Origin of the sequence: Thauera sp., from assembly GCF_034003485.1 — a bacterium.
Classification (GTDB): Bacteria; Pseudomonadota; Gammaproteobacteria; order Burkholderiales; family Rhodocyclaceae; genus Thauera.
The window spans coordinates 40,741-62,720 of sequence record NZ_JAVEYL010000015.1 but is presented as its reverse complement, the minus strand read 5'-3'; the positions used below and the strand labels follow the sequence as shown (position 1 = coordinate 62,720).

Genomic DNA, 21,980 nt, shown 5'->3' with positions numbered 1-21,980 from the left:
CCATCGGGACGACGTCGGGCCTCCCAGCGGGGCCCGGCACCTGGCCCCACGGACACGACAGTTGCGATCAAGCCGCCGGGACAGGGCATGACGCCTTGCCTTGGCACAATCAGCGGAGGAAGAGATGAAACAGACCATGATCGCGAGCGCAATCGCGCTTGCATTCGGTTTTGCAACGCCCGCAATGGCAAACCCGACCAACACGCTGGGTGACGCCAACCTCACCACCAACCAAACGGCCACCGCCCAATCGACGCTGGATGGCAAGGGCGCCTCAGCCAACGAATACTCGACTGCGAACTACACCGACAGCAGCGCCGAAAACACGAACATGAACCTTTCGGTCAACAATTCCGACAACAGCAATTACACGCGGAACGTCACGGTCGACGAGTCGGACAACAGCACCACCAACAAGTCGCTCACGGTCGACAGGTCCGATAGCAGCAGCTACTCGCGCACGACCTCCATCGACGACTCCGACAACAGCACCACCACTCGGTCGAAGACGATCAGCAACGCCAACGGCAACGGTGACAACCGCGCCAACAGCGGCAGTGCATTCGCTCGCGATTATGGCGCTGCGGCGAACAACAACTCCACTGCGTCCACCAGCGTGAGTGACGCCTGGAACCGGACCAGCGCGGTGGCGCTGTCCAAGCTTGACGGGTCCGTCTCGCGGATCGGGGTGCATGGCCTCGGCAACAGCGCCTGGAATGTGGGCAGCGCGAGCGGCGGCAAGGGCGGCGCGGGCTTTGGTGGCGACGGGGGCAAGGCGGTCGGGGGCATGGCCGGTGGCGGTAACGGCGACGACGGCGGCAACGGCGGCATGGCCATGGGTGGCAAGGGCGACGGCGGCGAAGCCAGGACTGCGGCATATGGCGGGATGGCCAGGGGCGGCTCGGCCGACTCCGGAACCGCCTGGGGCGCGACCGGCGGCGAAGGCGATGCGACGAACCTGAGCAGCGCCTCGTCCGGCAAGGCCTACGGCGGCGATGCCGGCGCCATGGCCAAGGCGAGTGCAGACGCCTCCATGGCCTCCAGCAGCGCTGGCGGCAGCGGCGCGGACGGTGGCTCGGGCGGCGCCGCCGGCGCCTGGGCGACGGCGAGTGACGCACGCGCCCGTGCACGTGGCCGCGGCGACGACAGCGCGGACGCAAGCAACATGGCTAGCGCCGCAGGCGGCACGGGCGGTGCTGGCGGGGCGGCCGACTCGACCGGCGGCTCGTCCGGCGCTTCGAGTGCGAACGGCGGTAGCAACGACCAGATGGCTTCGGCCACCGGCGGAGCAGGCACCACCGGCGACGCATCAGCGGACGGCACGGCCAATGCCACCGGCGGAACCGGCGGCAATGCGACCACCGGCAACGCCACCGCTGGGGCAGGTAACGGCGGTGCAGCGAATGCCTCCGCGACAAGCGGTGACGGCACCGGCGGCAGCGCGACTGGCGGTGGTGGCGGCGCCGGCGGCGCGGGTGGCGCAGTCGCGGGTGGCGCAGTCGCGGGTGGCGCAGCCACGGGCGGCGACGCTGCGGGCGGCACCGGAGGCAATGGGGGTAACGGCGGCACCGTGATGGTGGATGCCGGCCAGTTCAACCTGTCCAACTCGCTGAGCGGCAGCCTCGACGGCGCGGCGGGGATCACGATCCTGTCCCAGAACAGCGGGATTGGCGCCCTGGTGCAGCAAAGCGCGAACGTGCAGGCCAACCTGACACTGCGGTAAGCCTGTCGTAGCGGCGCCGGCCCGATCAGTGGGGCCGGCGCCCGCTTCGCATCATCAAGGAGCGAGACAATGAAGCACGCACCATCAATGATCGCGCTAAGCGTCGCGCTGCTCGCCACATGCGGATCGTCTGGCATCGTGCGCGCGGCCGGCAACGAGGCCGGCGTCGCGTTGCTTGCATTCTCACAGGGTCCGAGCGTCGTCGATAACGCGGTCCTTGCCGAACAGCGCGGCGGCGCCGACGTGCATGAAGTACAACTCAGCAAGATCTGGGCGAACGGCAGCGTCAGCGAAGTTCAGGCCTACGATCTGGTCACCGGCAGCAACATCGTCTCGGAGGGCTCGCTGGCCAACGCCTCCGGCATGCCGATGCTGATTCAGAACTCCGGCAACGGCGTCCTGATCCAGAACGCAGTCATCCTCAACGTCGAGGTCCGCTAGCCGGGGTCACCGCAACCATGCCGAAGCGTTTGCTCCCGCCCGTTCTCATCTCCGCCGTGGTCGCGATCACAGCGCTCGGGGCCACGGCGGCCCTTGCCGACAGCCTGCGCATGATCGCACCGCTTGCCGGCACGCTGAACGTCCCGGTGGTCAGCATGAAGGAGGCGCGCTTCTCATCCACGCTGCGCCAGCAGTACGACTTCTCCTGCGGCTCGGCGGCGGTCGCGACGCTGCTGACCCATCACTATGGCCAGACGATGAGCGAGGCCGAGGTCTTCCAGGTGATGTTCGCGAATGGCAACCGCGACAAGATACGCGCCGATGGCTTCTCGATGCTCGACATGAAGCGCTACCTCGATGCACGCGGCTTCCCCACGATCGGCATCGAAGCCTCGCTCGACAAGTTGCTCGAAGCGAAGGTGCCGGCGATCACGCTCATCAACGAGAACGGCTATTCGCACTTCGTCGTCATCAAGGGGGTGCGTGCCGACGAGGTGGTGATCGGCGACCCCGCGACGGGCACCCGGGTGTTGGACCGGGCCCGATTCGAATCCTTCCGGGTCAACGACATCCTCCTGGTCGTCAATGAGCGGCTCGATCTGGCCCGTTTCAATCTCGCGACCGACTGGCGAGTCCGCCCCAAAGCGCCGCTTGCGGATCCGGGGAACCGCAACCTCGCAGATCTGCAGTTGTTGCGGCGCGCGAGCATCGTCGACTTCTGAACGGAGCCCGAAATCATGCCTGCTCTGCGAACGCTTCCGCTTGCGCTTCTGCTCAGCCTGACCTTGGCCGGCACCCCCGCAGGCGCCGGCGAGGGCGTCGGGCTCCCGGATGCTTTGCCTACACCTTCGGCTGATTACGCGGACAATAAGCTCGCCCTGTTCTCGGGCACCGCGCTCGACGACGCCACCCTCGACGCCCAGCGCGGTGGCTTCGCCACCCCCGGTGGGCTGCAGATGAGTTTCGGCATCGAGCGCGCCGTTTACGTAAATGGTGTGCTTGAAAGCACCACCCATCTCAGGCTGGAGGATCTCGGTCAGGTCGTTGCCACCCTGCCGCCCGGTACGACCCTGGCCGTCGTCCAGAACGGGGCGGGGAACAGCTTCGAGACCAGCCTACCGCCCGGCACCCTCGGCACCGTCGTTCAGAACTCCCTCGACGACCAGACCTTGCAGGTGTTCAGTACCATCGACATCACGGTAAACAGCGCTGAATTGCTAAGCGGCATACGGCTCGACATGTCGCTTCAGGATGCGCTGAACCGCTCTTCACTCGCTCGGTGAGGCGTCAGAGGGGCTGCAAGCGCAGGCCCCTCTAACGCCCCACCCGCGAAGCGATCGCGCGCCCCGCTTTGCGGGGCCCTGAACGATAGCTGCATTCGTCAGAGGGTGATGGGGACGCGCAGGGTCAATTGCACATCGGGGGTATCCCGCGTGACGCCGACCCCAACCGAAAGATTGAGCGTCCGCTTGTCATTTAGCCGGTAGGAATAACCGAGGAGCAAGGACCCGAGTTGCACACGAACCCCTTCGGCCTTGGATCCGTCATAGCGGAAGGTTGCATCGGTCTTGCCGACCGACAGGTGGTCGTAGCCAATACTGAACGAGGAGCGCTCGTTCAGGGCGAGCCCCATCCCAAAGTTGAAGCCGAGTACGCCGCCGGGCTGGATCTCGTCGTACGCATAGTTCCCAGGGTCGCTCACGTTGACCAGGTTAGGCGTCACCCCGCTACGCTTGAAGCTGTACTGATAGCTGATGCCGCCAAAGAACACGGCCGGATCCGACGGAATCAGCACGGTAAGACCGGGCGTGAGTGAATAGAAGCCCGAGCCGGTCGGCAATTCGTTCACATTGCCGGTCCGCGCATTCTCGACGGAAAGACTGGTCGCAACCTCGAACGGATCCTTGCCCGTACGCGTCTTGAACCGCAAGGAGGCGATGTAATAGGGTGAATCACCGCCGCCGTCATTGAGTTGGTAACGCCCGATCAGTTCGACGTCGCCAATGTCGTTCGCATCTTCCTTGAAGAACACGCTTCGGACTCGTTCAGGATCGGCAATCTCCCGCCCCCTCACGTCGTCCCAGCGGTACACGTAGGGCAACCGCGCCTCGAGCTCGAAGCGATTTGTGATGCCGCGCCGAAAGCTGAGGGTACCGGTCAAGGAATTCGACTTCACGTTGCGAACGTCGATGAGGCCGATAATGATCGCGGGAATGATCGTATAGCCGACCAGAGCAATCTTGTCCGACGACGAGTACTGATACTGCAGGGAAGGCTCGAAGATCGTCGTGCCCGGCTTGGTCAGCACCCCCGGCTGTTCGAAGATCGGCGCCACTTCAGGCGGGCGCTCCCGGGCTGCCGGGGCCTGCCCGACCGGCCGGCCGTCCTCGGCCTGCGCAATCGGACCAACACCGCCGGCTGCCGGCTGCCTGGGCGCCGCGACCTGCATACTCGCCGCTTGCCCGTTTCCTGCTTGGGCAGGCGCATTGCCCCGCCCTCTCGCTTCCAGGCGCACTGTCCGCCGCAGCTCGTCGAGCGCCGCACGCTGTGCGTCGAGTTCGCGCTGCAGGCTTTCAATTTTTCGGACCTGCGTCTCGAGTTGCTCGGCGACGTCGCCACCCGTCTCCTGGGCCAATCCAGAGCCTGCGCCCCCAGCGAGCAGGATGGCGGCGATCCCGGGCGCGAGCCGCGGACATTTGCATGATGAACGGCGCATTTGACCCCCTTCGACGTTGAAACTCGCTTTGACTGGAACCCGGCTAGAGCACGATCTTCAGGCGATCGATCATGCGGTAAAGCGTCACCCGCGATACCCCGAGCTGGCGGGCGGTCGCGGAAACGTTGTTGCGGCATTTCTTGAGGCTGGCTTCGATCAGTTCGCGCTCGACCGCCGTGCGCCGTTCGCCGAGCGTGCTGTCCACGCTGCCGACCACTTCGACCAGACCGAGATCGGCGGGCGTGAGAAGGCGGTTGTCGCTCATCACGAGTGCATGCTGAACCCGGTTGCGAAGCTCGCGAACATTGCCGGGCCAGGAGTGCGCCATCATCGCGTTCATCGCCGCGGAGCTGAATCCCCGTGCCTGCGCGCCCTTGCCACGACACTCCTCGAACACCTGCTGCGCCAGTGCAGGAAGATCCTCGACACGTTCACGGAGCGCGGGCACCTTGAGGCGGACGACATTCAGCCGGTAAAACAGATCCTCCCGGAATCGCCCGTCCGAAACCGCACGCGCCAGATCCACATGGGTGGCGGCGATGACCCGTACATCGACGTGCAGTCGTTCGGTGGAACCAACCCGGGTGATCGTCCTGTCCTGAAGCGCCCGCAGCAAACTGGCCTGCATCTCGAGCGGCAGGTCGCCAATCTCGTCGAGGAATAACACGCCACCACTCGCGGCCTCGACGTTTCCCACCTTGCGCTGGCTGGCGCCAGTGAACGCGCCACGCTCGTAGCCAAAGAGTTCGGAATGGATCAAGCCGGGTGAAATCGCGCCACAGTTCATCGCGATGAACGGGCCGTGGGCGCGCGCCGAATAGCGATGTATCGCGCGCGCGACGAGCTCCTTGCCGCTCCCCGACTCGCCGCCAATCAACACCGGCGCATCGACCGTGATGACCTTGTCGATCTGGCGGTAGAGCTGGCGCATCTTCGGACTGCTGCCGGTCATGCCGTAGGCGCCGAGGTCGCTGCACTGCCCCACCTCGCTCCGAAGCAGCGCTGCCTTGCCATGGGCGTGGCCAAGGGTGCAGCCGAGGCGGGCGCGGTCGAGCGGCAGCGAGTGGAAGTCATGGAAGTTTCTCAGCACTTCCGGGCTGAGCCGCTCTCCGCGCAAGAGGCCTTCCTCGAGCAGAGCGATCCACTCAACATCAGGGCGAGCCAGCAGTTGGTCGAGTTCTGCCGCGGGCCATGCGTGGGGCGAATCGAAGGCGACCAGACCAATGATCGCGGGATCCCGGCTCAAGGCCTTGAGCGCGGCATCGATCGTCGACACCATCTGAAATGCCCAGCCCGCCAATCCGAGCGCCTCAAGTTCGGCGAAGATGACGCCCGAACCGTCCAGCACCAAGCCGCGACGCTGCAACTTCACTCTTCCGACCTCCGGCGCGTCGCCTTCGGCCGCCCCTGCCCCTGTATCAGTCCTCTGCGCTTTCCCATTTGCACCCTCCTCCGCTGGACTGGCGCCAGCCACGCGCTCTTCGGCCTGAAGCCGTTCGCCCCAGGGAATCCGCACACGAGGCCTCCGGAAAGCCTTCGGACTCCGTTCCCAAGCTGCGAACAAGCATGCTAGACCACCCAGCCAATTGCCTTTTGGCGATAAGTAGCAAATAGCACGCCAAAAACACTAATCCATTGAATCAACGTCGATTTGATGGTTTATGAGGGTTGCGTAAGTACTGAAAGCGGGGGGGGGGTGTAAAAAAAACCGACAGCCTGCTGCAACGGGCCGACCACCGGGTCTCGGGTCCCTTGCGGCTGCGGGTGACGCTCTTGCCCGCGCCGCCCGCATGAAGGCCATCAGATAAGCCGCAGCAGCGCGAGAAGCGCGGCGTTCGAGGCAGATCCCGGCAGGGGGAAGAGGACCACCCGCCGCGGCACGCGGTGGCGCCGGGCTTCGCATCGCACGCGCGGGGGCGTGTCGCAAGACTTCAGTTCAGTTTGCCGTGGCAGTGCTTGTACTTCTTTCCCGAGCCGCAGGGGCAAGGATCGTTGCGACCGACCTTCGGCCCGGCACTCGCCGGTGCCTGCGCACCACCTTCGGCCCCCTCCGCGTTGCCGAGCGCCTCGTCATAGCCGGCGTGCTGATACTTGACGTTCTCGACCTGCTGCGGCATTTCGGCCTCCTCGAGCTGCGACTCGGTGCGCACCTGCACGGTCATCAGCACCTTGGTGACGTCGGCGCGCACGGTGTCGAGCAGGGTTTCGAAGAGTTCGAAGGCCTCGCGCTTGTATTCCTGCTTCGGGTTCTTCTGCGCATAGCCGCGCAGGTGGATGCCCTGGCGCAGGTGGTCGAGCGCGGCGAGGTGCTCGCGCCAGTGGGTGTCGAGGCTCTGCAGCATGACATTGCGCTCGAACTGGTGCCAGGCAGTCGGATCGACGATGGCGGTCTTGGCGGCGTAGGCCTCCTCGCCGGCCTGCACGATGCGCGCAAGGATCGCGTCGTCGTCCAGGCTCGGCTCGGCCTTGAGCCATTCGCCCACCGGCACCTTGAGCTGGCATTCGGCCAGCAGCGCCTGCTCGAGCGCGGGAATCTCCCACTGCTCCTCGACGCTCTCGGCCGGCACGTAGCGGCGGAAGATGTCGTGCAGCACGCCCTGGCGCATGGCGCGGATGGTGTCGGTGATGTCATCGGTCTCGAGCAGTTCGTTGCGCTGCTGGTAGATGACCTTGCGCTGGTCGTTGGCGACGTCGTCGTACTCGAGGAGCTGCTTGCGGATGTCGAAGTTGCGCTGCTCGACCTTGCGCTGCGCCGACTCGAGCGAGCGCGTGACCATCGCATGCTCGATCGCCTCGCCCTCGGGCATCTTCAGGCGGACCATGATCGCGTTCAGGCGCTCGCCGGCGAAGATCTTCATCAGCGGATCTTCCAGCGACAGGTAGAAGCGGCTCGAACCCGCATCACCCTGGCGACCGGAGCGGCCGCGCAACTGGTTGTCGATGCGGCGCGATTCGTGACGCTCGGTGCCGATAATGTGCAGGCCGCCAGCGGCGATCACCTGGTCATGCACCTTTTGCCATTCGGCACGCAGCGTGGTGATCTTCGCTTCCTTTTCCGCGTCGGACAGGGTCTCGTCCTCGCGCACCAGAGCGACCGGCTTCTCGATGTTGCCGCCGAGCACGATGTCGGTACCGCGGCCGGCCATGTTGGTGGCGATCGTGACCATACCCGGACGACCGGCCTGGGCGACGATCTGCGCTTCGCTCTCATGCTGCTTGGCATTAAGCACCTGATGCTCGATCTTCGCCTTCGTCAGCACTGACGAGAGCAGTTCGTTGGTCTCGATCGAGGTCGTGCCCACCAGCACCGGCTGACCGCGCTCGACGCAGGCACGGATGTCCTCGACGACCGCGTCCCACTTCTCGTTCGCGGTGCGATAGACCTTGTCGTTGCCGTCCTTGCGCTGCATCGGCCGGTTGGTCGGGATGACCACCGTCTCGAGGCTGTAGATCGAGTGGAACTCGAAGGCCTCGGTGTCGGCGGTGCCGGTCATGCCGGCGAGCTTGCCGTACATGCGGAAGTAGTTCTGGAAGGTGATCGAGGCCAGGGTCTGGTTCTCGGCCTGGATGCGCACGCCTTCCTTGGCCTCGACCGCCTGATGCAGGCCGTCGGACCAGCGCCGGCCGGGCATCAGGCGGCCGGTGAATTCGTCGACGATGACGACCTCGCCGTTCTGCACCACGTACTGCTGGTCCTTGTGGTACAGCGCATGGGCGCGCAGCGCGGCGTAGAGGTGATGTACCAGCAGGATGTTGGCCGGATCGTACAAGCCACCACCCTCGGCGAGCAGCCCCATGCGCACGAGGATCTGCTCTGCGGTCTCGTGCCCCTGCTCGGTCAGCAGCACCTGGTGCGCCTTGAGGTCGACCGTGTAGTCGCCCGCATCGAGCACCTCGTCCTTGTCGTCGAGGCCACCTTCCTGCTTCTTCAGCATCGGCGCGACCTGGTTCATCTTCAGGTAGAGCTCGGTGTGATCCTCGGCCTGGCCGGAGATGATCAGCGGCGTGCGCGCCTCGTCGATCAGGATGGAGTCGACCTCGTCCACGATCGCGAAGTTGAGCACGCGCTGCACGCGCTCACTGACCGCGTAGACCATGTTGTCGCGCAGGTAGTCGAAGCCGAACTCGTTGTTGGTGCCGTAGGTGATGTCGGCAGCGTAGGCGGCCTGCTTCTGCTCGTGCGTCATGCGCGACATGTTGCAGCCGGTGGTCATCCCCAGGAAGCCGTAGATGCGGCCCATCCACTCGGCGTCACGGCTGGCGAGGTAGTCGTTCACCGTGATGACGTGCACACCTTTGCCCGACAGCGCATTGAGGTAGGCGGGCAGCGTGGCGACCAGGGTCTTGCCCTCGCCGGTGCGCATCTCGGCGATCTTGCCGTTGTGCAGCACCATGCCACCGACGAGCTGGACGTCGAAGTGACGCATGCCGTGCACCCGCTTGCCGGCCTCACGCACGACCGCGAAGGCTTCGGGCAGCAGGGCGTCGAGCGTTTCGCCGCTGGCCAGGCGCTCCTTGAATTCGGCGGTCTTGCCGCGCAGCGCCTCGTCGGACAGCGCAGAGACCTCGCCCTCGAGGGCGTTGATCTTGCGCACGGCGTTCATGTACTGGCGGACGAGGCGGTCGTTGCGACTACCGAAGAGTTTCTTGAGCAGGCCGGAGATCATGTTTTGGGTTCGACGTCGATTCGGCAAAGGCGAGAGTTTATCATGGCGCACCCACCCGCCTCATGACGCTTCGCACACCCACCTGATGACCCGGCTGCTCCATCGCTTTCTCGGCAGCGGCGACGCCCTCGCCCGCCTGCAGGACCACGCCGCACGCCTGCGCCGCCTGCAGGGCGCGCTCGACGCCGCATTGCCGCCACAGATGAAGGGGCAGTGCCAGGTCGCGAACCTGAAGGAGGGCACGCTGGTGGTGAGCGCCCAGGGTGGCGCCGCGGCCGTCCGGCTGCGCCAGATGCTTCCGACCCTGGTGGAGCATTTCGCACGCGCCGGACATGCCGTACAGACGATCAAGGTGAAGGTCGCCACCCCGGAGCAGGTGGAATGGCGACGCCCGCCGACCGAGCGCCATATCTCGTCCGAAGCCAAGGCGGGGCTGAGCGCGTTCGCGAGCAGCCTGCCGGAGGATTCGCCACTGCGTGCGTCGCTCGAGCGTCTTGTTCAGCGCGGGAAGGATTGAAGCGCGCAACGCCTTTCGCACAGCGCCGGTGATCGGCGCGCGCTCGGCGCGGCGCCGAGGGAGTTCTTCACGCGATCGGAGCCAGGACACGTTCGATGGCAAACAGCGCCAGGAACACGAACAGCATGACCACCGTCGCGCGAAAGGCCTTCCACGCCCAGGTTTTGTAGCGCGGGTTGCCGGTCAGCGACCACAGGATCACGGAGCCGCCGATCGCCAGCACGGCGAACAGGAGCAGAAAGCGCATGATCAGCATCGGGCGATGCTCCCGGCACGCCAGGGGCCATCAGCCGATCGACAATCGCCAAAGAAAGTGCAACGAGGGTCGTGCGAGCGCTTCATGGGCTTCAGGCGAAGGCAGGCGTCAGCGGCGCGAACTGGTGCGACACGGCGGCCGGCGTGGAAGCATCCTGATCGAAGGTCACGATTTCCCAGGCTTCCTTGTCTTCGAGCAGCACACGCAGGATCTGGTTGTTGAGCCCGTGCCCGGCCTTGTGCGCCGAATACGCTGCCAGCAGCGGATGGCCACACAGGTAGAGGTCACCGATGGCGTCGAGCACCTTGTGCTTCACGAACTCGTCGGCATAGCGCAGGCCCTCGACGTTGAGCACGCGGTACTCGTCCATCACGATCGCGTTTTCGAGGCTGCCGCCGAGCGCCAGGCCGTTGGCCTGCATGAACTCCACGTCCTGCATGAAACCGAAGGTGCGCGCGCGCGCCACATCGCGCACGTAGGACTGCTCGGCAAAGTCGATCGTGACCTGGGTCGAGGTGTTGTCGATCGCCGGATGATTGAACACGATCGAGAACGACAGCTTGAAACCATCGTGGGGCTCGAGCTTCACCCACTTGTCGCCTTCGACGTATTCGACCGGTTTCTTGACGCGCAGGAATTTCTTGGCGGCCTTCTGCTCCTCGATACCGACGGACTGGAGCAGGAAGACGAAGGGCGCCGAGCTGCCGTCGAGGATCGGGATCTCGGGCGCATCGACGTCGACGTGGAGGTTGTCGATGCCCAGCCCGGCGAGCGCCGACATCAAGTGTTCGACGGTGCCGACCTTGTGTCCGCCCTTCTCGAGGCCTGAGCACATGCGCGTGTCGCACACGGCATAGGGGTCGGCCGGCAGGGTCAGCGGCGGGTCGAGATCGACGCGATGAAAGACGATACCGGTGTCGGGCGCTGCGGGACGCAGGGTCAGGGTCACCTTGCGGCCGCCGTGCAGACCGACACCCGTGGCCTTGACGATGGACTTCAGGGTGCGCTGCCTGATCATGTTCTTTTCCTTTTCAGATCAGTCATTTTAGCACGCGACCCAGAGCCGGCCGGGCTATCGGCGCGATGCACGCCGGCTGTTGCGCAAGCGAATGTTGCAAAGCAGCAACCACAATGAAAAACCCGCCCGCAGACCGGAGGCGACAGTCTGCGAGCGGGTTTCGAACGACGCGATCAGTCGGCCTGGCGACGCAGGAAGGCGGGGATGTCGTAGGTGCCGACACCGCTGGTGCTCATCGCCTCGACCGTCGAGCGGCGGCCACTGCGCATGACTGCCGGCACGTCCAGGTTGTTCATGTCGACGCTGCCACCACCCATCGACGGCCCGTAGGTACCGGTGCCCTGCACCACCTGCATCACCGGCTGGCGGGCGGCACGCGGCGCACCCAGGCCAGTGGCGACGACGGTGATTCGGATGCGGTCTTCCATGGTGTCGTCGAACACGGTGCCGTACTTGACGAAGGCTTCCGGCGCGGCAAAGGCCTGCACCGTCTTCACCGCGTCGCGCACCTCGGCCATCTTCAGCGATTTGCTCGCGGTGATGTTGACCAGCACGCAGCGCGCGCCCGACAGCTCGGTGCCTTCGAGCAGCGGCGACACCGCAGCCTGCTCGGCGGCGATGCGGGCGCGGTCGAGGCCGGCGGCTTCGGCCGAACCCATCATCGCGCGCCCCATCTCGGCCATCGCGGTGCGCACGTCCTGGAAGTCGACGTTGACCAGGCCGGGCACGTTGATGATTTCGGCGATGCCACCCACGGCCGAACGCAGCACGTTGTCGGCCGAGCGGAAACACTCCTCGAAGCCGGCGTCGTCGCCATAGACATCGAGCAGCTTGTCGTTGAGCACGACGATCAGCGAATCGACGTGACGGGTGAGTTCCTCGACGCCGCTCTCGGCGACGCGGATGCGGTTCTCGAAATCGAACGGCTTGGTGACCACGGCCACGGTCAGGATGCCCATTTCCTTGGCGATCTCGGCCACGACCGGCGCGGCGCCAGTGCCCGTGCCGCCCCCCATGCCGCCGGTGATGAAGACCATGTGCGCGCCCTCGAGCGCAGCGGAGATGGCCTCACGCGTTTCCTGCGCGGCAGCGCGACCCGCCTCGGGCTTGGAGCCAGCGCCCAGACCGGTGTCGCCCAACTGCACCTTGACCGGGGCCAGGCAGCGCTTGAGCGCCTGCGCATCGGTGTTGGCGGAGATGAAATGCACCCCCTTCACGCCCTCGCGGATCATGTGATCGACCGCGTTGCCCCCGGCACCACCGACTCCGACCACCTTGATCACGGTGCCCGACGGTTCCTTCTCAACGATTTCAAACATTTGCCTCGCCTCCTGATTTGACGGCCCTGCTCAACACCGAACGCCGGCCAGCCTGCATCTAGTATCAGACAAGCAGTCTACTACTAAATAAGCTGAGATAAACCGGCAATCATCCAAATTGATTGCACCTGAAGAACGCGGTCAGAAATTGCGTTCGAACCACGCCTTCATGCGCCCGAAAACCTGCTTCACGGTGCGCGTGTCGCGCGCCTGAAGCCCCCTGCGCCGCTGTGCGGCACCTTCCATCACCAAGCCCATCGCGGTCGAATAGCGCGGCTGGCAGACCACGTCGGCCAGGCCGCCATCGTACTGCGGGGCACCGACGCGCGCCGGCATGTGGAACACGTCCTCGGCAAGCTCGGCCATGCCACACATCACCGCGGAGCCGCCAGTCAGCACGATGCCCGAGGACAGCAGCTCCTCGTAGCCGCTGCGGCGCAGCTCGGCCTGCACCAGCTCGAAGAGCTCGGACACGCGCGGCTCGATCACGTCGGCGAGCGCCTGGCGCGACAGCTTGCGCGGCGGTCGGTCGCCCACGCCGGGCACCTCGATCATCTCTTCCGGATCGGCCATCTGATGCATGGCGACACCGTGGCGGATCTTGATCTCCTCGGCCTCCGAGGTCGGGGTGCGCAGCGCCATCGCGATGTCGTTGGTGATCTGGTCGCCAGCGACCGGGATCACCGCGGTGTGGCGGATCGCGCCCTGGGTGAACACCGCGATGTCGGTAGTTCCGCCGCCGATATCGACCATGCACACGCCGAGTTCCTTCTCGTCCTCGGTCAGCACGGCATGGCTGGAAGCGAGCGGCTGCAGGCTCAGGTCCATGACCTCGAGGCCGCAGCGACGCACGCACTTGATCACGTTCTGCGCCGCCGACACCGCGCCGGTGACGATGTGCACCTTTACTTCGAGACGCACGCCGCTCATGCCGATCGGCTCACGTACGCCACCCTGACCATCGATGATGAATTCCTGGGTGAGGATGTGCAGGATCTGCTGCTCGGCCGGGATCGGCATCGCACGCGCGACCTCGATCACGCGCTCGACGTCCATCGGCGAGACCTCCTTCTCCTTGATCGCGACCGTGCCGCTGGAGTTGAAGCTCTTGATGTGGCTGCCGGCGATGCCGGTATAGACCTCGTGGATCTTGCAGTCGGCCATCATCTCGACCTCCTGCACCACGCGCGAGATCGCATCGACCGTGGCTTCGATGTTCACCACGACGCCGCGCTTGAGACCGTTGGTCGGCTGAGTGCCGAGGCCGACGACGTTGAGCCGTCCGTCGGGCTTGACCTCGGCCACCATGCAGGTGACCTTGGCGGTGCCAATATCCAGTCCGACGATCAGTTCGTTGTATTGCTTGCTCATTGCTTGCCTTTCCTGCCTGCAGGGGCCACGGTCTGCTGCAGCACCGAGGCATCGGCCGGGGTCAGCGCGAATCCACCCGGATAGCGCAGATCCGCGACCCTGATTTCGATATCGATTTCCTTGTGCACGCCCGGCCACACCGCGATGAAGCGCTGTAGCCGCTCGACGAGCGGGGATTTGTCCTGTTCACGACCGAGCACGATCGTCATGCCATTGTCGAGCTGAAGCTGCCAGGCCTCGCGTGCCGACAGCGCGAGGCCGACGAGGCGCACACCCAGCGGCTGCAACATCGACGAGAACTCGCGGTAACGCGCGAGCAGCCAGCCCGACGAACCCTGGGGGCCGTCGAATTGCGGCAGGTCGGCATTCGTGGCGGCAACGAAGACCTCGCCCTGGCGGTTCACCAGGCGCGCGTCGCCGCTCTCCGACACCGTCCAGTAGGCCACCGCGTCATGCTCCTCGATGCGCAGTTCGAGCGCGTCCGGCCAGCGCCGGCGCACCTCGGCCTTGCGCACCCACGGCAGCTTCTCGAAGGTCTCCTTGACCGCCTGCAGATCGACCGTGAAGAAGTTGCCTTGCACCGCCAGACGCGCAGCGTAGTCGAGCTGCTCCTCGGTCACCTGCGCCGGATTGGTCACGACGACGAGCTCCCGCAAAGGGAACAGCGGCCGCGACAGGAACCACACCACCAGCGCCCAGCCGAGCGCCACCGCGGCACACAGCGTAAGCAGATCCGACAGCAGATTGAGCAATGCTGGCCGGTGCCACAGGCCGCGCTCTTCACCGGCGCGCGGCCGCCCGCCCGCTGCCGCACGTGCGGAGCGGATCGAAGCGGGACGCGCGCGCACTTCAGCCAAGGCGGGCTCCATCCAGAATACGCAGGCACAGCGTGGTGAAATCGAGTCCGGCCACGCGCGCGGACATCGGCACCAGCGAGTGCCCGGTCATGCCAGGCGAGGTGTTCATCTCGAGCAGGTAAGGACGGCCGTCTGCGGTCAGGATCAGGTCGGCCCGCCCCCAGCCCCGACAGCCGAGCACGCGCGCCGACTTCAAGATCAGCGCCTGCAGCGTGGCCTCCAGCTCAGCCGGCAAGCCGCAGGGGCAGTCGTAGCGGGTGTCGTCGGTGAAGTACTTGTGCTGGTAATCGTAGTTGCCATCGGGCGCGACGATGCGCACCAGCGGCAGCGCGCGGTCTTCCAGGAAGGGCGCGGTCAGTTCTTCGCCGGCGATGAATTCTTCGGCGATCACGAGGCTGTCGAAGCGCGCGGCGAGTTCCCAGGCCGCCTGCAACTGGCCGGCCTCGGTCACCTTGGTGGCGCCCATGCTCGAGCCTTCATGCGCCGGCTTGACGAAGATCGGCAGACCGAGCTCGGCCGCGACCGCGGCCCAGTCGGTGTCGGCCTCGAGGATCGCGTAGCGCGGAGTGGGCAGGCCGCTGGCCAGCCACACCATCTTGGTGCGCCATTTGTCCATCGACAGCGCGGACGCCATCACGCCGCTACCGGTGTAGGGGATGCCCATCAGTTCCAGGGCGCCCTGCACCGTGCCGTCCTCGCCACCGCGGCCGTGCAGGGCAATGAACACGCGGTCGAAACCTTCTTCCTTCAACGTGTGCAGGTCGCGCTCGGCCGGATCGAAGGCATGCGCATCCACGCCGGCCGCCTGCAGCGCTGCGAGCACCGCCTTGCCCGACATCAGGGACACCTCGCGTTCGGCGGACGAACCACCGAACAGCACCGCAACCTTTCCGAAACGCGCGTTCACACTGCTTCCTCGATGCTCGCGAGCTTGCCCGGCACCGCGCCGATGCTGCCCGCACCCATGGTGATCACCACGTCGCCATCGCGCGCGGCAGAAAGAATCATTCTCGGCATGTCGGCGATATCCTCGACGAACACCGGCTCCACCGTCCCCGCGACGCGGATCGCCCGTGCCAGCGAGCGGCCGTCGGCGGCCACGATCGGCGTCTCGCCGGCGGCATACACCTCGGCGAGCAGCAGCCCATCGACTGTGGACAGCACCTTGACGAAGTCCTCGAAGCAATCGCGGGTGCGGGTATAGCGATGCGGCTGGAAGGCGAGCACCAGGCGGCGGTCGGGGAAGGCCCCGCGCGCCGCGGCGATGGTCGCCGCCATCTCCACAGGATGGTGGCCATAGTCGTCCACCAGCGTGAAGCTGCCGGCCTCGTCGCCGTCCTGGTCGAGCAGCGCCACCTCGCCGTAGCGCTGGAAGCGCCGGCCCACGCCGTTGAACTCGGCGAGCGCCTTGACGATCGCCGCATCAGGCACCTGCACCTCGGTCGCCACGGCGATCGCCGCCAGCGCGTTGAGCACGTTGTGCATGCCCGGCAGGTTGAGCTCGATCGCCAGCCGGGAGGTCGTGCCATTGACGCGGACGCAGTCGAACAACATGCGACCACCGTCGGCGCGCACGTTCTCGGCGCGGATGTTGGCGCTCTCGGACACACCGTAGCGCACGATCTGCTTCGACACCTGCGGGATGATCTCGCGCACGTTGGCATCGTCCGCGCACAGCACCGCCACGCCATAAAAGGGCAGGCGCTGCAGGAAGTCGACGAAGGCCTGTTTCACGCGGCCAAAGTCGTGACCGTAGGTCTCCATGTGGTCGGCGTCGATGTTTGTCACCACCGAGATCACGGGGTTGAGCAGCAGGAAGGACGCGTCGGACTCGTCGGCTTCGGCCACCAGGTAGTCGCCCGTACCCAGACGCGCGTTGGCGCCCGCGGCGTTCAGGCGACCGCCGATCACGAAAGTGGGGTCGATGCCGGCTTCGGCGAGGATGCTGGCCACAAGCGACGTGGTGGTGGTCTTGCCGTGGGTGCCGGCGATGGCGATGCCGTGCTTGAAGCGCATCAGTTCGGCGAGCATCTGCGCACGCGGCACGACCGGAATGTGACGCTCACGCGCGGCGACCACCTCGGGGTTGTCGGCTTTCACTGCGGTCGACACCACGACCACGTCGGCGTCGGCCGTATTCTCCGCGGCATGGCCGCGCACGACATTCGCGCCCATCTTCTGCAGGCGCCGGGTGGCGGCGTTCTCGCCGAGGTCGGACCCGGTGACCCGGTAGCCCTGGTTGACGAGCACCTCGGCGATGCCGCTCATGCCCGAACCGCCGATGCCGACGAAGTGGATGTTCCTGACCTTGTGTTTCATTTCGCGTCTCCGCCAGCCAGTTCGGCGCACACATGCGCCACCGCGACCGCGGCGAGCGGCTTGGCGAGCGCGCGGGCGTGCTCGGCCATGTTCAGCAAGCGGCCACGATCGAGGCTGGAAAGAATGCCCGCCAGACGGTCGGGCGAGAGTTCGGTTTGCGGCAGCAGGTAGGCCCCCCCGCGATCGGCAAGGAAACGGGCATTGCCGGTCTGGTGATCATCCACCGCGTGCGGGAAGGGGACGAGCAGGCTGGCAACGCCGGCTGCGGCGAGTTCGGCCACCGTCAGCGCGCCGGCGCGGCAGATCACCAGATCGGCGTCCGCGTACGCAGCGGCCATGTCGTCGATGAAGGGGCGCAACTCGCCCTCGACCTGCACGCGCGCATAGGCCGCGCGCAGGGCCTCGATCTGGCGCTCGCCGGCCTGGTGCACCACGATCGGACGCGCCTCGGGGTCGAGTCGGGCGAGCGCCTGCGGCACGGCTTCGTTGAGTGCCGCGGCGCCCAGGCTGCCGCCCACGACCAGCACGCGCAGCGGGCCGCTGCGGCCGGTGTAGCGTTCGGCCGGCGGCAGCACCGCGGTGATGTCGGCACGAACCGGATTGCCCAGCCATTCAGCGTTGTCCAGCACTGCCGGAAAACCACTCAGCACCCGGTCGGCCACGCGCGCGAGAACGCGGTTGGCGAGGCCGGCCACCGAATTCTGCTCGTGAAGGACCAGCGGGCGCCCCAGCAAGGACGCCATCATGCCGCCGGGAAAAGTGATGTAGCCACCCATGCCGAGCACCACGTCGGGCTTGACCCGGCGCAGCGCGCGCAGCGCCTGCCAGAAACCGGAAAGCAGGCTTACCGGCAGTAGCAGCTTGCGCAACAGGCCCTTGCCGCGCAGTGCGCCGAAGCGCACCCAGGCGGTCTCGTACCCCCGTTGCGGCACGATCCGCGCCTCCATGCCGTCAGGGTTGCCCATCCACACGATGCGCCAGCCCTGTGCGCGCAGCTCCTCGGCCACCGCGATGCCGGGGAAGATGTGTCCGCCGGTGCCGCCAGCCATGACCATGAGCGTCTTCATGTCCGGCCCCCGCGCATCAACTGGCGGTTTTCCCAGTCGATCCGGAGCAGGATGCCGATCGCCACGCAGTTGGCCACGATGCCCGAGCCGCCGAAGCTCATCAACGGCAGGGTGAGGCCCTTGGTCGGCAGCAGGCCCATGTTCACGCCCATGTTGATGAAGGACTGCACGCCGATCCACAAGCCGATGCCCTGGGCGACCAGGCCGGAAAAATAGCGCTCGAGCTTGATCGCCTCGCGCCCGATCATGAAGGCGCGCTGCACGATGAGGGCGAACAGGATGACCACCACCATCACGCCCACGAACCCGAGCTCCTCGGCAATCACCGCGAGCAGGAAGTCGGTGTGGGCCTCGGGCAGGTAGAAGAGCTTCTCCACGCTGCCACCCAGCCCGACGCCAAACCACTCCCCGCGACCGAAGGCGATCAGCGAGTGCGAGAGCTGGTAGCCCTTGCCGAAGGCGTCCTGCCAGGGGTCCATGAAACCGAAGATGCGGTCCCGACGATAAGGCGAGGTCCAGATCAGCAGCACGAAGCCGATCAGCGCGACCACTGCGAGCAGGATGAACACGCGCACATTGACGCCGCCGAGAAAGAGCACGCCGAAGGCGATCGTGGTGATGACGACGAAGGCGCCGAAGTCCGGCTCGCGCAGCAGCAGGAAGCCCACGAGCAGGATCACCGACATCATCGGCACGAAACCCTTCATGAAACTACCCATGACGTCGAGCTTGCGCACCGTGTAGTCGGCGGCATAGAGCGCGGCGAAGATCTTCATCAGCTCGGAGGGCTGCAGGTTGACCGGTCCGAGCGACAGCCAGCGTTGCGCACCATTTACCTCGCGCCCGACGCCCGGAATCAGCACCACGATCAGCAGGACGACACCCGCGACGAACAGCACTGGCGCCAGTTGCTGCCAGCGCGCCATCGAGAACTGGAAGCTCACCAGCCCGAGGCCGATGCCGATCGCCAGAAACACGGCGTGGCGCATCAGGAAGTAGTGCGACTGGTAATTGGTGAAACGGCTGCCTTCGGCGATCGCGATCGAGGCCGAATAGACCATGACCAGGCCAAGGAGCAGCAACCCCACGACCGACCAGATCAGGATGAGGTCGAGCTCGCGCGCGGGTGCGGACTGGCGGGCCAGGCGTTCGCCCGCCGCGCGCGCCGGGTCGGGCTTGCGCTCGGCGCGATGCAGGAATCCGGAGATGGTGCTGGCGAACTTCATCGCGGCGTGACCCCCGGCAAGCAGCGCGCCGCCGCAATGAAGACCTCGGCGCGGTGCGCGTAGTTACGGAACATGTCGAGGCTTGCGCAGGCCGGCGACAGCAGCACTGCATCGCCCGCCTGGGCGAGCGCGTTGGCGCGCAGCACCGCGGCATCGAGGTCGGCGGCATGTTCGAGCGCCACGCCGCAGCCGGCGACCGCGTGCTCGATGCGCCGGGCGTCGCGCCCGATCAGCACCACGGCGCGGGTCTTGTTCGCGAACACGGGAGCCAGCGGGGAGAAGTCCTGGCCCTTGCCGTCGCCACCGGCGATCAGCACCACCGGGCAATCCATGCCGGCCAAAGCCGCCACCGTGGCACCGACGTTGGTGCCCTTGGAGTCGTCGTAGAAGCGCACGCCGTCGGCACGCTCGGCGATCAGCTCGACCCGGTGCGGCAGACCGCGGAAGGCAAGCAGGCCGTTGATCAGGCGCCGTGGTTCGATGTCGAGCCCGCCCTCGCACAAGGCCAGCGCCGCCAGCGCGTTGGCGGCGTTGTGGCGCCCGGCGAGCGGCAGGTCGGCGAGCGCGAGCAGGCGTTCGTCGCCGCGCATCAGCCAGGCCTGGCCGTCGAGATCGGCGAGCCCGTAATCGTTCGCCGCGGTGGGCACCGAGGTGCCGAAACGGATCACACGACGTCCGGCCTGCGCCATGGCGATCACGCACGCGTCATCGCGATTCAGTACCTGCACGCCCTGGCCCTGGAAGATCGCCGCCTTGGTTGCGGCGTAGGCGTCGAGGTCGGCGTAGCGGTCGAGGTGGTCGTCGGTGACGTTGAGCACGGTCGCCGCCTCGGGCGTCAGCCCGTGCATGGTCTCGATCTGGAAGCTCGACAGCTCGAGCACCCAGCACGCCGGCAGATCGGCGCCGATCTCGAGGCGCCCCATCAGCACGTCGAGCGCTGCAGGGCTGATGTTGCCGGCGGCCACCGCATCAATGCCCGCCGACTGCGCCAGCGCAGCGGTGAGCGCGGTGGTGGTTGTCTTGCCGTTGGTGCCGGTGATGGCGAGGACGCGCGTCTGCGCGCGCACACCGAGCTCGTCCAGCGCCTGCGCGAGCAGGCTCATCTCGCCGGTGACCGGCAGGCCGCGCTGGTGGGCCTCGGCGGCTACACCGACGCGCGGGTCGAGCCCGGGGCTCAGTGCCACCAGCTCGATCCCGTCGAGTACCTCGGCGCCGAACTCGCCGGTGACGATCTCGGCCAGCGGTGCGTCCTCGCGCAGCGCGTCCAGCCCGGGCGGGGTGGCGCGGCTGTCGGCCACGCGCACGCGCGCCCCGCGCAGCGCGCACCAGCGCGCCATCGCGAGACCCGATTCGCCCAGCCCGAGGACGAGAACGTGTTTGCCCGTAAGTTCGCTCATCGCAGTTTCAGCGTCGACAGCCCGAACAGCACCAGCATGATGGTGATGATCCAGAACCGGACCACGACCTGGGTCTCCTTCCAGCCGCTCAGTTCATAGTGGTGATGCAGCGGCGCCATGCGGAAGATGCGTTTGCCGCCGGAGGCCTTGAAATACAGCACCTGCAACATCACCGACAGGGTCTCGGCCACGAACAGGCCGCCCATGATGAAGAGCACGATCTCCTGGCGCACGATCACCGCGATGGTGCCGAGCGCGGCGCCGAGCGCGAGCGCACCGACGTCGCCCATGAAGACTTCCGCCGGATAGGCGTTGAACCACAGGAAGCCAAGGCCCGCGCCGCAGATCGCGCCGCAGAACACCGCGAGCTCGCCCGCGCCCGCCACATAGGGCACACCGAGGTAATTCGAGAATCCGACGTGGCCGGCGACATAGGCGAAGATTGCCAGCGCCCCCGCCACCATCACCGTGGGCATGATCGCCAGGCCGTCGAGGCCGTCGGTCAGGTTCACCGCATGACTGGTGCCGTTGATCACGAAATAGGTCAGCGCGATGAAGCCGAAGATGCCCAGCGGATACGTCACCGCCTTGAAGAAGGGCACGATAAGCTCGGTCTCGGCCGGCGTGCTCGCGGTGAGGCCGAGATAGATCGCCGCGGCGAACGCGATCGCCGAGGTCCACAGGTATTTCCACCGGCTCGCCAGCCCCTTCGGGTCGCGGTGCACCACCTTGCGCCAGTCATCCACCCAGCCCACGGCGCCGAATCCGAGGGTGACGAACAAGGTCACCCACACGTAGTCGTTCTTCAGGTCGCCCCAAAGCAGGATGGTGATGCCGATCGAGATCAGGATCAGCGCGCCACCCATGGTCGGCGTGCCCGCCTTGGTCAGGTGCGACTTGGGGCCGTCGTCGCGAACGGCCTGGCCGATCTTCTTCGCGGCCAGCCAGCGGATGACGCCGGGGCCGGCGATCAGCGAGATCGCCAGCGCGGTGAGGGCGGCGAGCACCGTCCGCAGCGTGATGTAGCCGAAGACGTTGAAGCCACGAATATCCTGGCTGAGCCAGAGAGCAAGTTCCAACAGCATG

The 21,980-nt window shown here is 66.3% G+C and carries 19 protein-coding genes; 5 read left to right on the top strand and 14 right to left on the bottom strand.

Going from position 1 to position 21,980, the window contains the following annotated elements; genetic code table 11:
- Positions 1-124: 124 nt before the first annotated feature.
- The 4 genes from RBT54_RS10390 to RBT54_RS10375 all read left to right on the top strand — a co-directional run bounded on the left by RBT54_RS10390 (position 125) and on the right by RBT54_RS10375 (position 3,447).
- Positions 125-1,723, top strand: coding sequence for a hypothetical protein (locus RBT54_RS10390; RefSeq protein ID WP_320366873.1), 1,599 nt, complete (start codon positions 125-127; stop codon positions 1,721-1,723).
- A 69-nt stretch (positions 1,724-1,792) separates the two neighbouring features.
- Entirely contained in the window at positions 1,793-2,164 is a 372-nt protein-coding gene (locus RBT54_RS10385; protein ID WP_320366871.1) for a hypothetical protein, read from the top strand.
- A 17-nt stretch (positions 2,165-2,181) separates the two neighbouring features.
- Positions 2,182-2,886 carry a C39 family peptidase gene (locus RBT54_RS10380; protein WP_320366869.1) on the top strand — a complete coding sequence of 235 codons (705 nt, stop codon included), beginning with the start codon at positions 2,182-2,184 and terminating at the stop codon, positions 2,884-2,886.
- Positions 2,887-2,901: 15 nt separating this feature from the next.
- Complete coding sequence (locus tag RBT54_RS10375) at positions 2,902-3,447, top strand: hypothetical protein (protein ID WP_320366867.1); 546 nt, start codon at positions 2,902-2,904, stop codon at positions 3,445-3,447.
- Positions 3,448-3,545: 98 nt separating this feature from the next.
- On the opposite strand, the gene RBT54_RS10370 is transcribed toward RBT54_RS10375, so the two are convergent.
- The 3 genes from RBT54_RS10370 to secA form a co-directional block, all read right to left on the bottom strand.
- On the bottom strand, positions 3,546-4,799 hold the full coding sequence (locus RBT54_RS10370; RefSeq protein WP_320366865.1) for an acetate kinase: 1,254 nt from the start codon (positions 4,797-4,799) through the stop codon (positions 3,546-3,548).
- Positions 4,800-4,923: 124 nt separating this feature from the next.
- A complete protein-coding gene (locus RBT54_RS10365) occupies positions 4,924-6,252 on the bottom strand; it encodes a sigma-54 dependent transcriptional regulator (RefSeq protein WP_320366863.1) in 1,329 nt (442 codons plus the stop codon).
- Positions 6,253-6,811: 559 nt separating this feature from the next.
- Positions 6,812-9,547, bottom strand: a complete 2,736-nt coding sequence (secA, locus tag RBT54_RS10360) for a preprotein translocase subunit SecA (RefSeq protein WP_320366861.1) — start codon at positions 9,545-9,547, stop codon at positions 6,812-6,814.
- 85 nt (positions 9,548-9,632) lie between these two features.
- Between secA and RBT54_RS10355 the strand changes: the two genes are divergently transcribed.
- Complete coding sequence (locus RBT54_RS10355; protein WP_320366859.1) at positions 9,633-10,064, top strand: DUF721 domain-containing protein; 432 nt, start codon at positions 9,633-9,635, stop codon at positions 10,062-10,064.
- Between the two features lie 67 nt (positions 10,065-10,131).
- Here RBT54_RS10355 and RBT54_RS10350 read toward each other — a convergent pair whose 3' ends face one another.
- From RBT54_RS10350 to mraY, 11 genes are all read right to left on the bottom strand, one after another.
- Positions 10,132-10,320, bottom strand: a complete 189-nt coding sequence (locus tag RBT54_RS10350) for a hypothetical protein (protein WP_320366857.1) — start codon at positions 10,318-10,320, stop codon at positions 10,132-10,134.
- A 91-nt stretch (positions 10,321-10,411) separates the two neighbouring features.
- On the bottom strand, positions 10,412-11,338 hold the full coding sequence (lpxC, locus tag RBT54_RS10345; protein ID WP_320366855.1) for a UDP-3-O-acyl-N-acetylglucosamine deacetylase: 927 nt from the start codon (positions 11,336-11,338) through the stop codon (positions 10,412-10,414).
- 173 nt (positions 11,339-11,511) lie between these two features.
- Positions 11,512-12,657 (bottom strand): cell division protein FtsZ, encoded by a 1,146-nt coding sequence (gene ftsZ / locus RBT54_RS10340; RefSeq protein ID WP_320366853.1) that lies wholly within the window; start codon positions 12,655-12,657, stop codon positions 11,512-11,514.
- Between the two features lie 141 nt (positions 12,658-12,798).
- Positions 12,799-14,028 carry a cell division protein FtsA gene (ftsA, locus tag RBT54_RS10335; protein ID WP_320366851.1) on the bottom strand — a complete coding sequence of 410 codons (1,230 nt, stop codon included), beginning with the start codon at positions 14,026-14,028 and terminating at the stop codon, positions 12,799-12,801.
- Positions 14,025-14,885: a cell division protein FtsQ/DivIB gene (locus RBT54_RS10330; protein ID WP_320366849.1), complete on the bottom strand. Its 861-nt coding sequence runs from the start codon at positions 14,883-14,885 to the stop codon at positions 14,025-14,027. The genes ftsA and RBT54_RS10330 overlap by 4 nt, the downstream gene beginning before the upstream one ends.
- The gene (locus RBT54_RS10325) at positions 14,878-15,792 is read right to left on the bottom strand and encodes a D-alanine--D-alanine ligase (protein ID WP_320366847.1); all 915 of its coding nucleotides are present in this window, start codon (positions 15,790-15,792) and stop codon (positions 14,878-14,880) included. The genes RBT54_RS10330 and RBT54_RS10325 overlap by 8 nt, the downstream gene beginning before the upstream one ends.
- Positions 15,789-17,204, bottom strand: coding sequence for a UDP-N-acetylmuramate--L-alanine ligase (murC, locus tag RBT54_RS10320; protein ID WP_320366845.1), 1,416 nt, complete (start codon positions 17,202-17,204; stop codon positions 15,789-15,791). The genes RBT54_RS10325 and murC overlap by 4 nt, the downstream gene beginning before the upstream one ends.
- Complete coding sequence (gene murG / locus RBT54_RS10315) at positions 17,201-18,271, bottom strand: undecaprenyldiphospho-muramoylpentapeptide beta-N-acetylglucosaminyltransferase (RefSeq protein ID WP_320366843.1); 1,071 nt, start codon at positions 18,269-18,271, stop codon at positions 17,201-17,203. The genes murC and murG overlap by 4 nt, the downstream gene beginning before the upstream one ends.
- The gene (ftsW, locus tag RBT54_RS10310; protein ID WP_320366841.1) at positions 18,268-19,497 is read right to left on the bottom strand and encodes a putative lipid II flippase FtsW; all 1,230 of its coding nucleotides are present in this window, start codon (positions 19,495-19,497) and stop codon (positions 18,268-18,270) included. Before ftsW ends, murG begins: the two co-directional genes overlap by 4 nt.
- Positions 19,494-20,894 (bottom strand): UDP-N-acetylmuramoyl-L-alanine--D-glutamate ligase, encoded by a 1,401-nt coding sequence (murD, locus tag RBT54_RS10305; protein WP_320366839.1) that lies wholly within the window; start codon positions 20,892-20,894, stop codon positions 19,494-19,496. Before murD ends, ftsW begins: the two co-directional genes overlap by 4 nt.
- On the bottom strand, positions 20,891-21,979 hold the full coding sequence (mraY, locus tag RBT54_RS10300; protein ID WP_320366837.1) for a phospho-N-acetylmuramoyl-pentapeptide-transferase: 1,089 nt from the start codon (positions 21,977-21,979) through the stop codon (positions 20,891-20,893). The genes murD and mraY overlap by 4 nt, the downstream gene beginning before the upstream one ends.
- Position 21,980 lies beyond the last annotated feature (1 nt).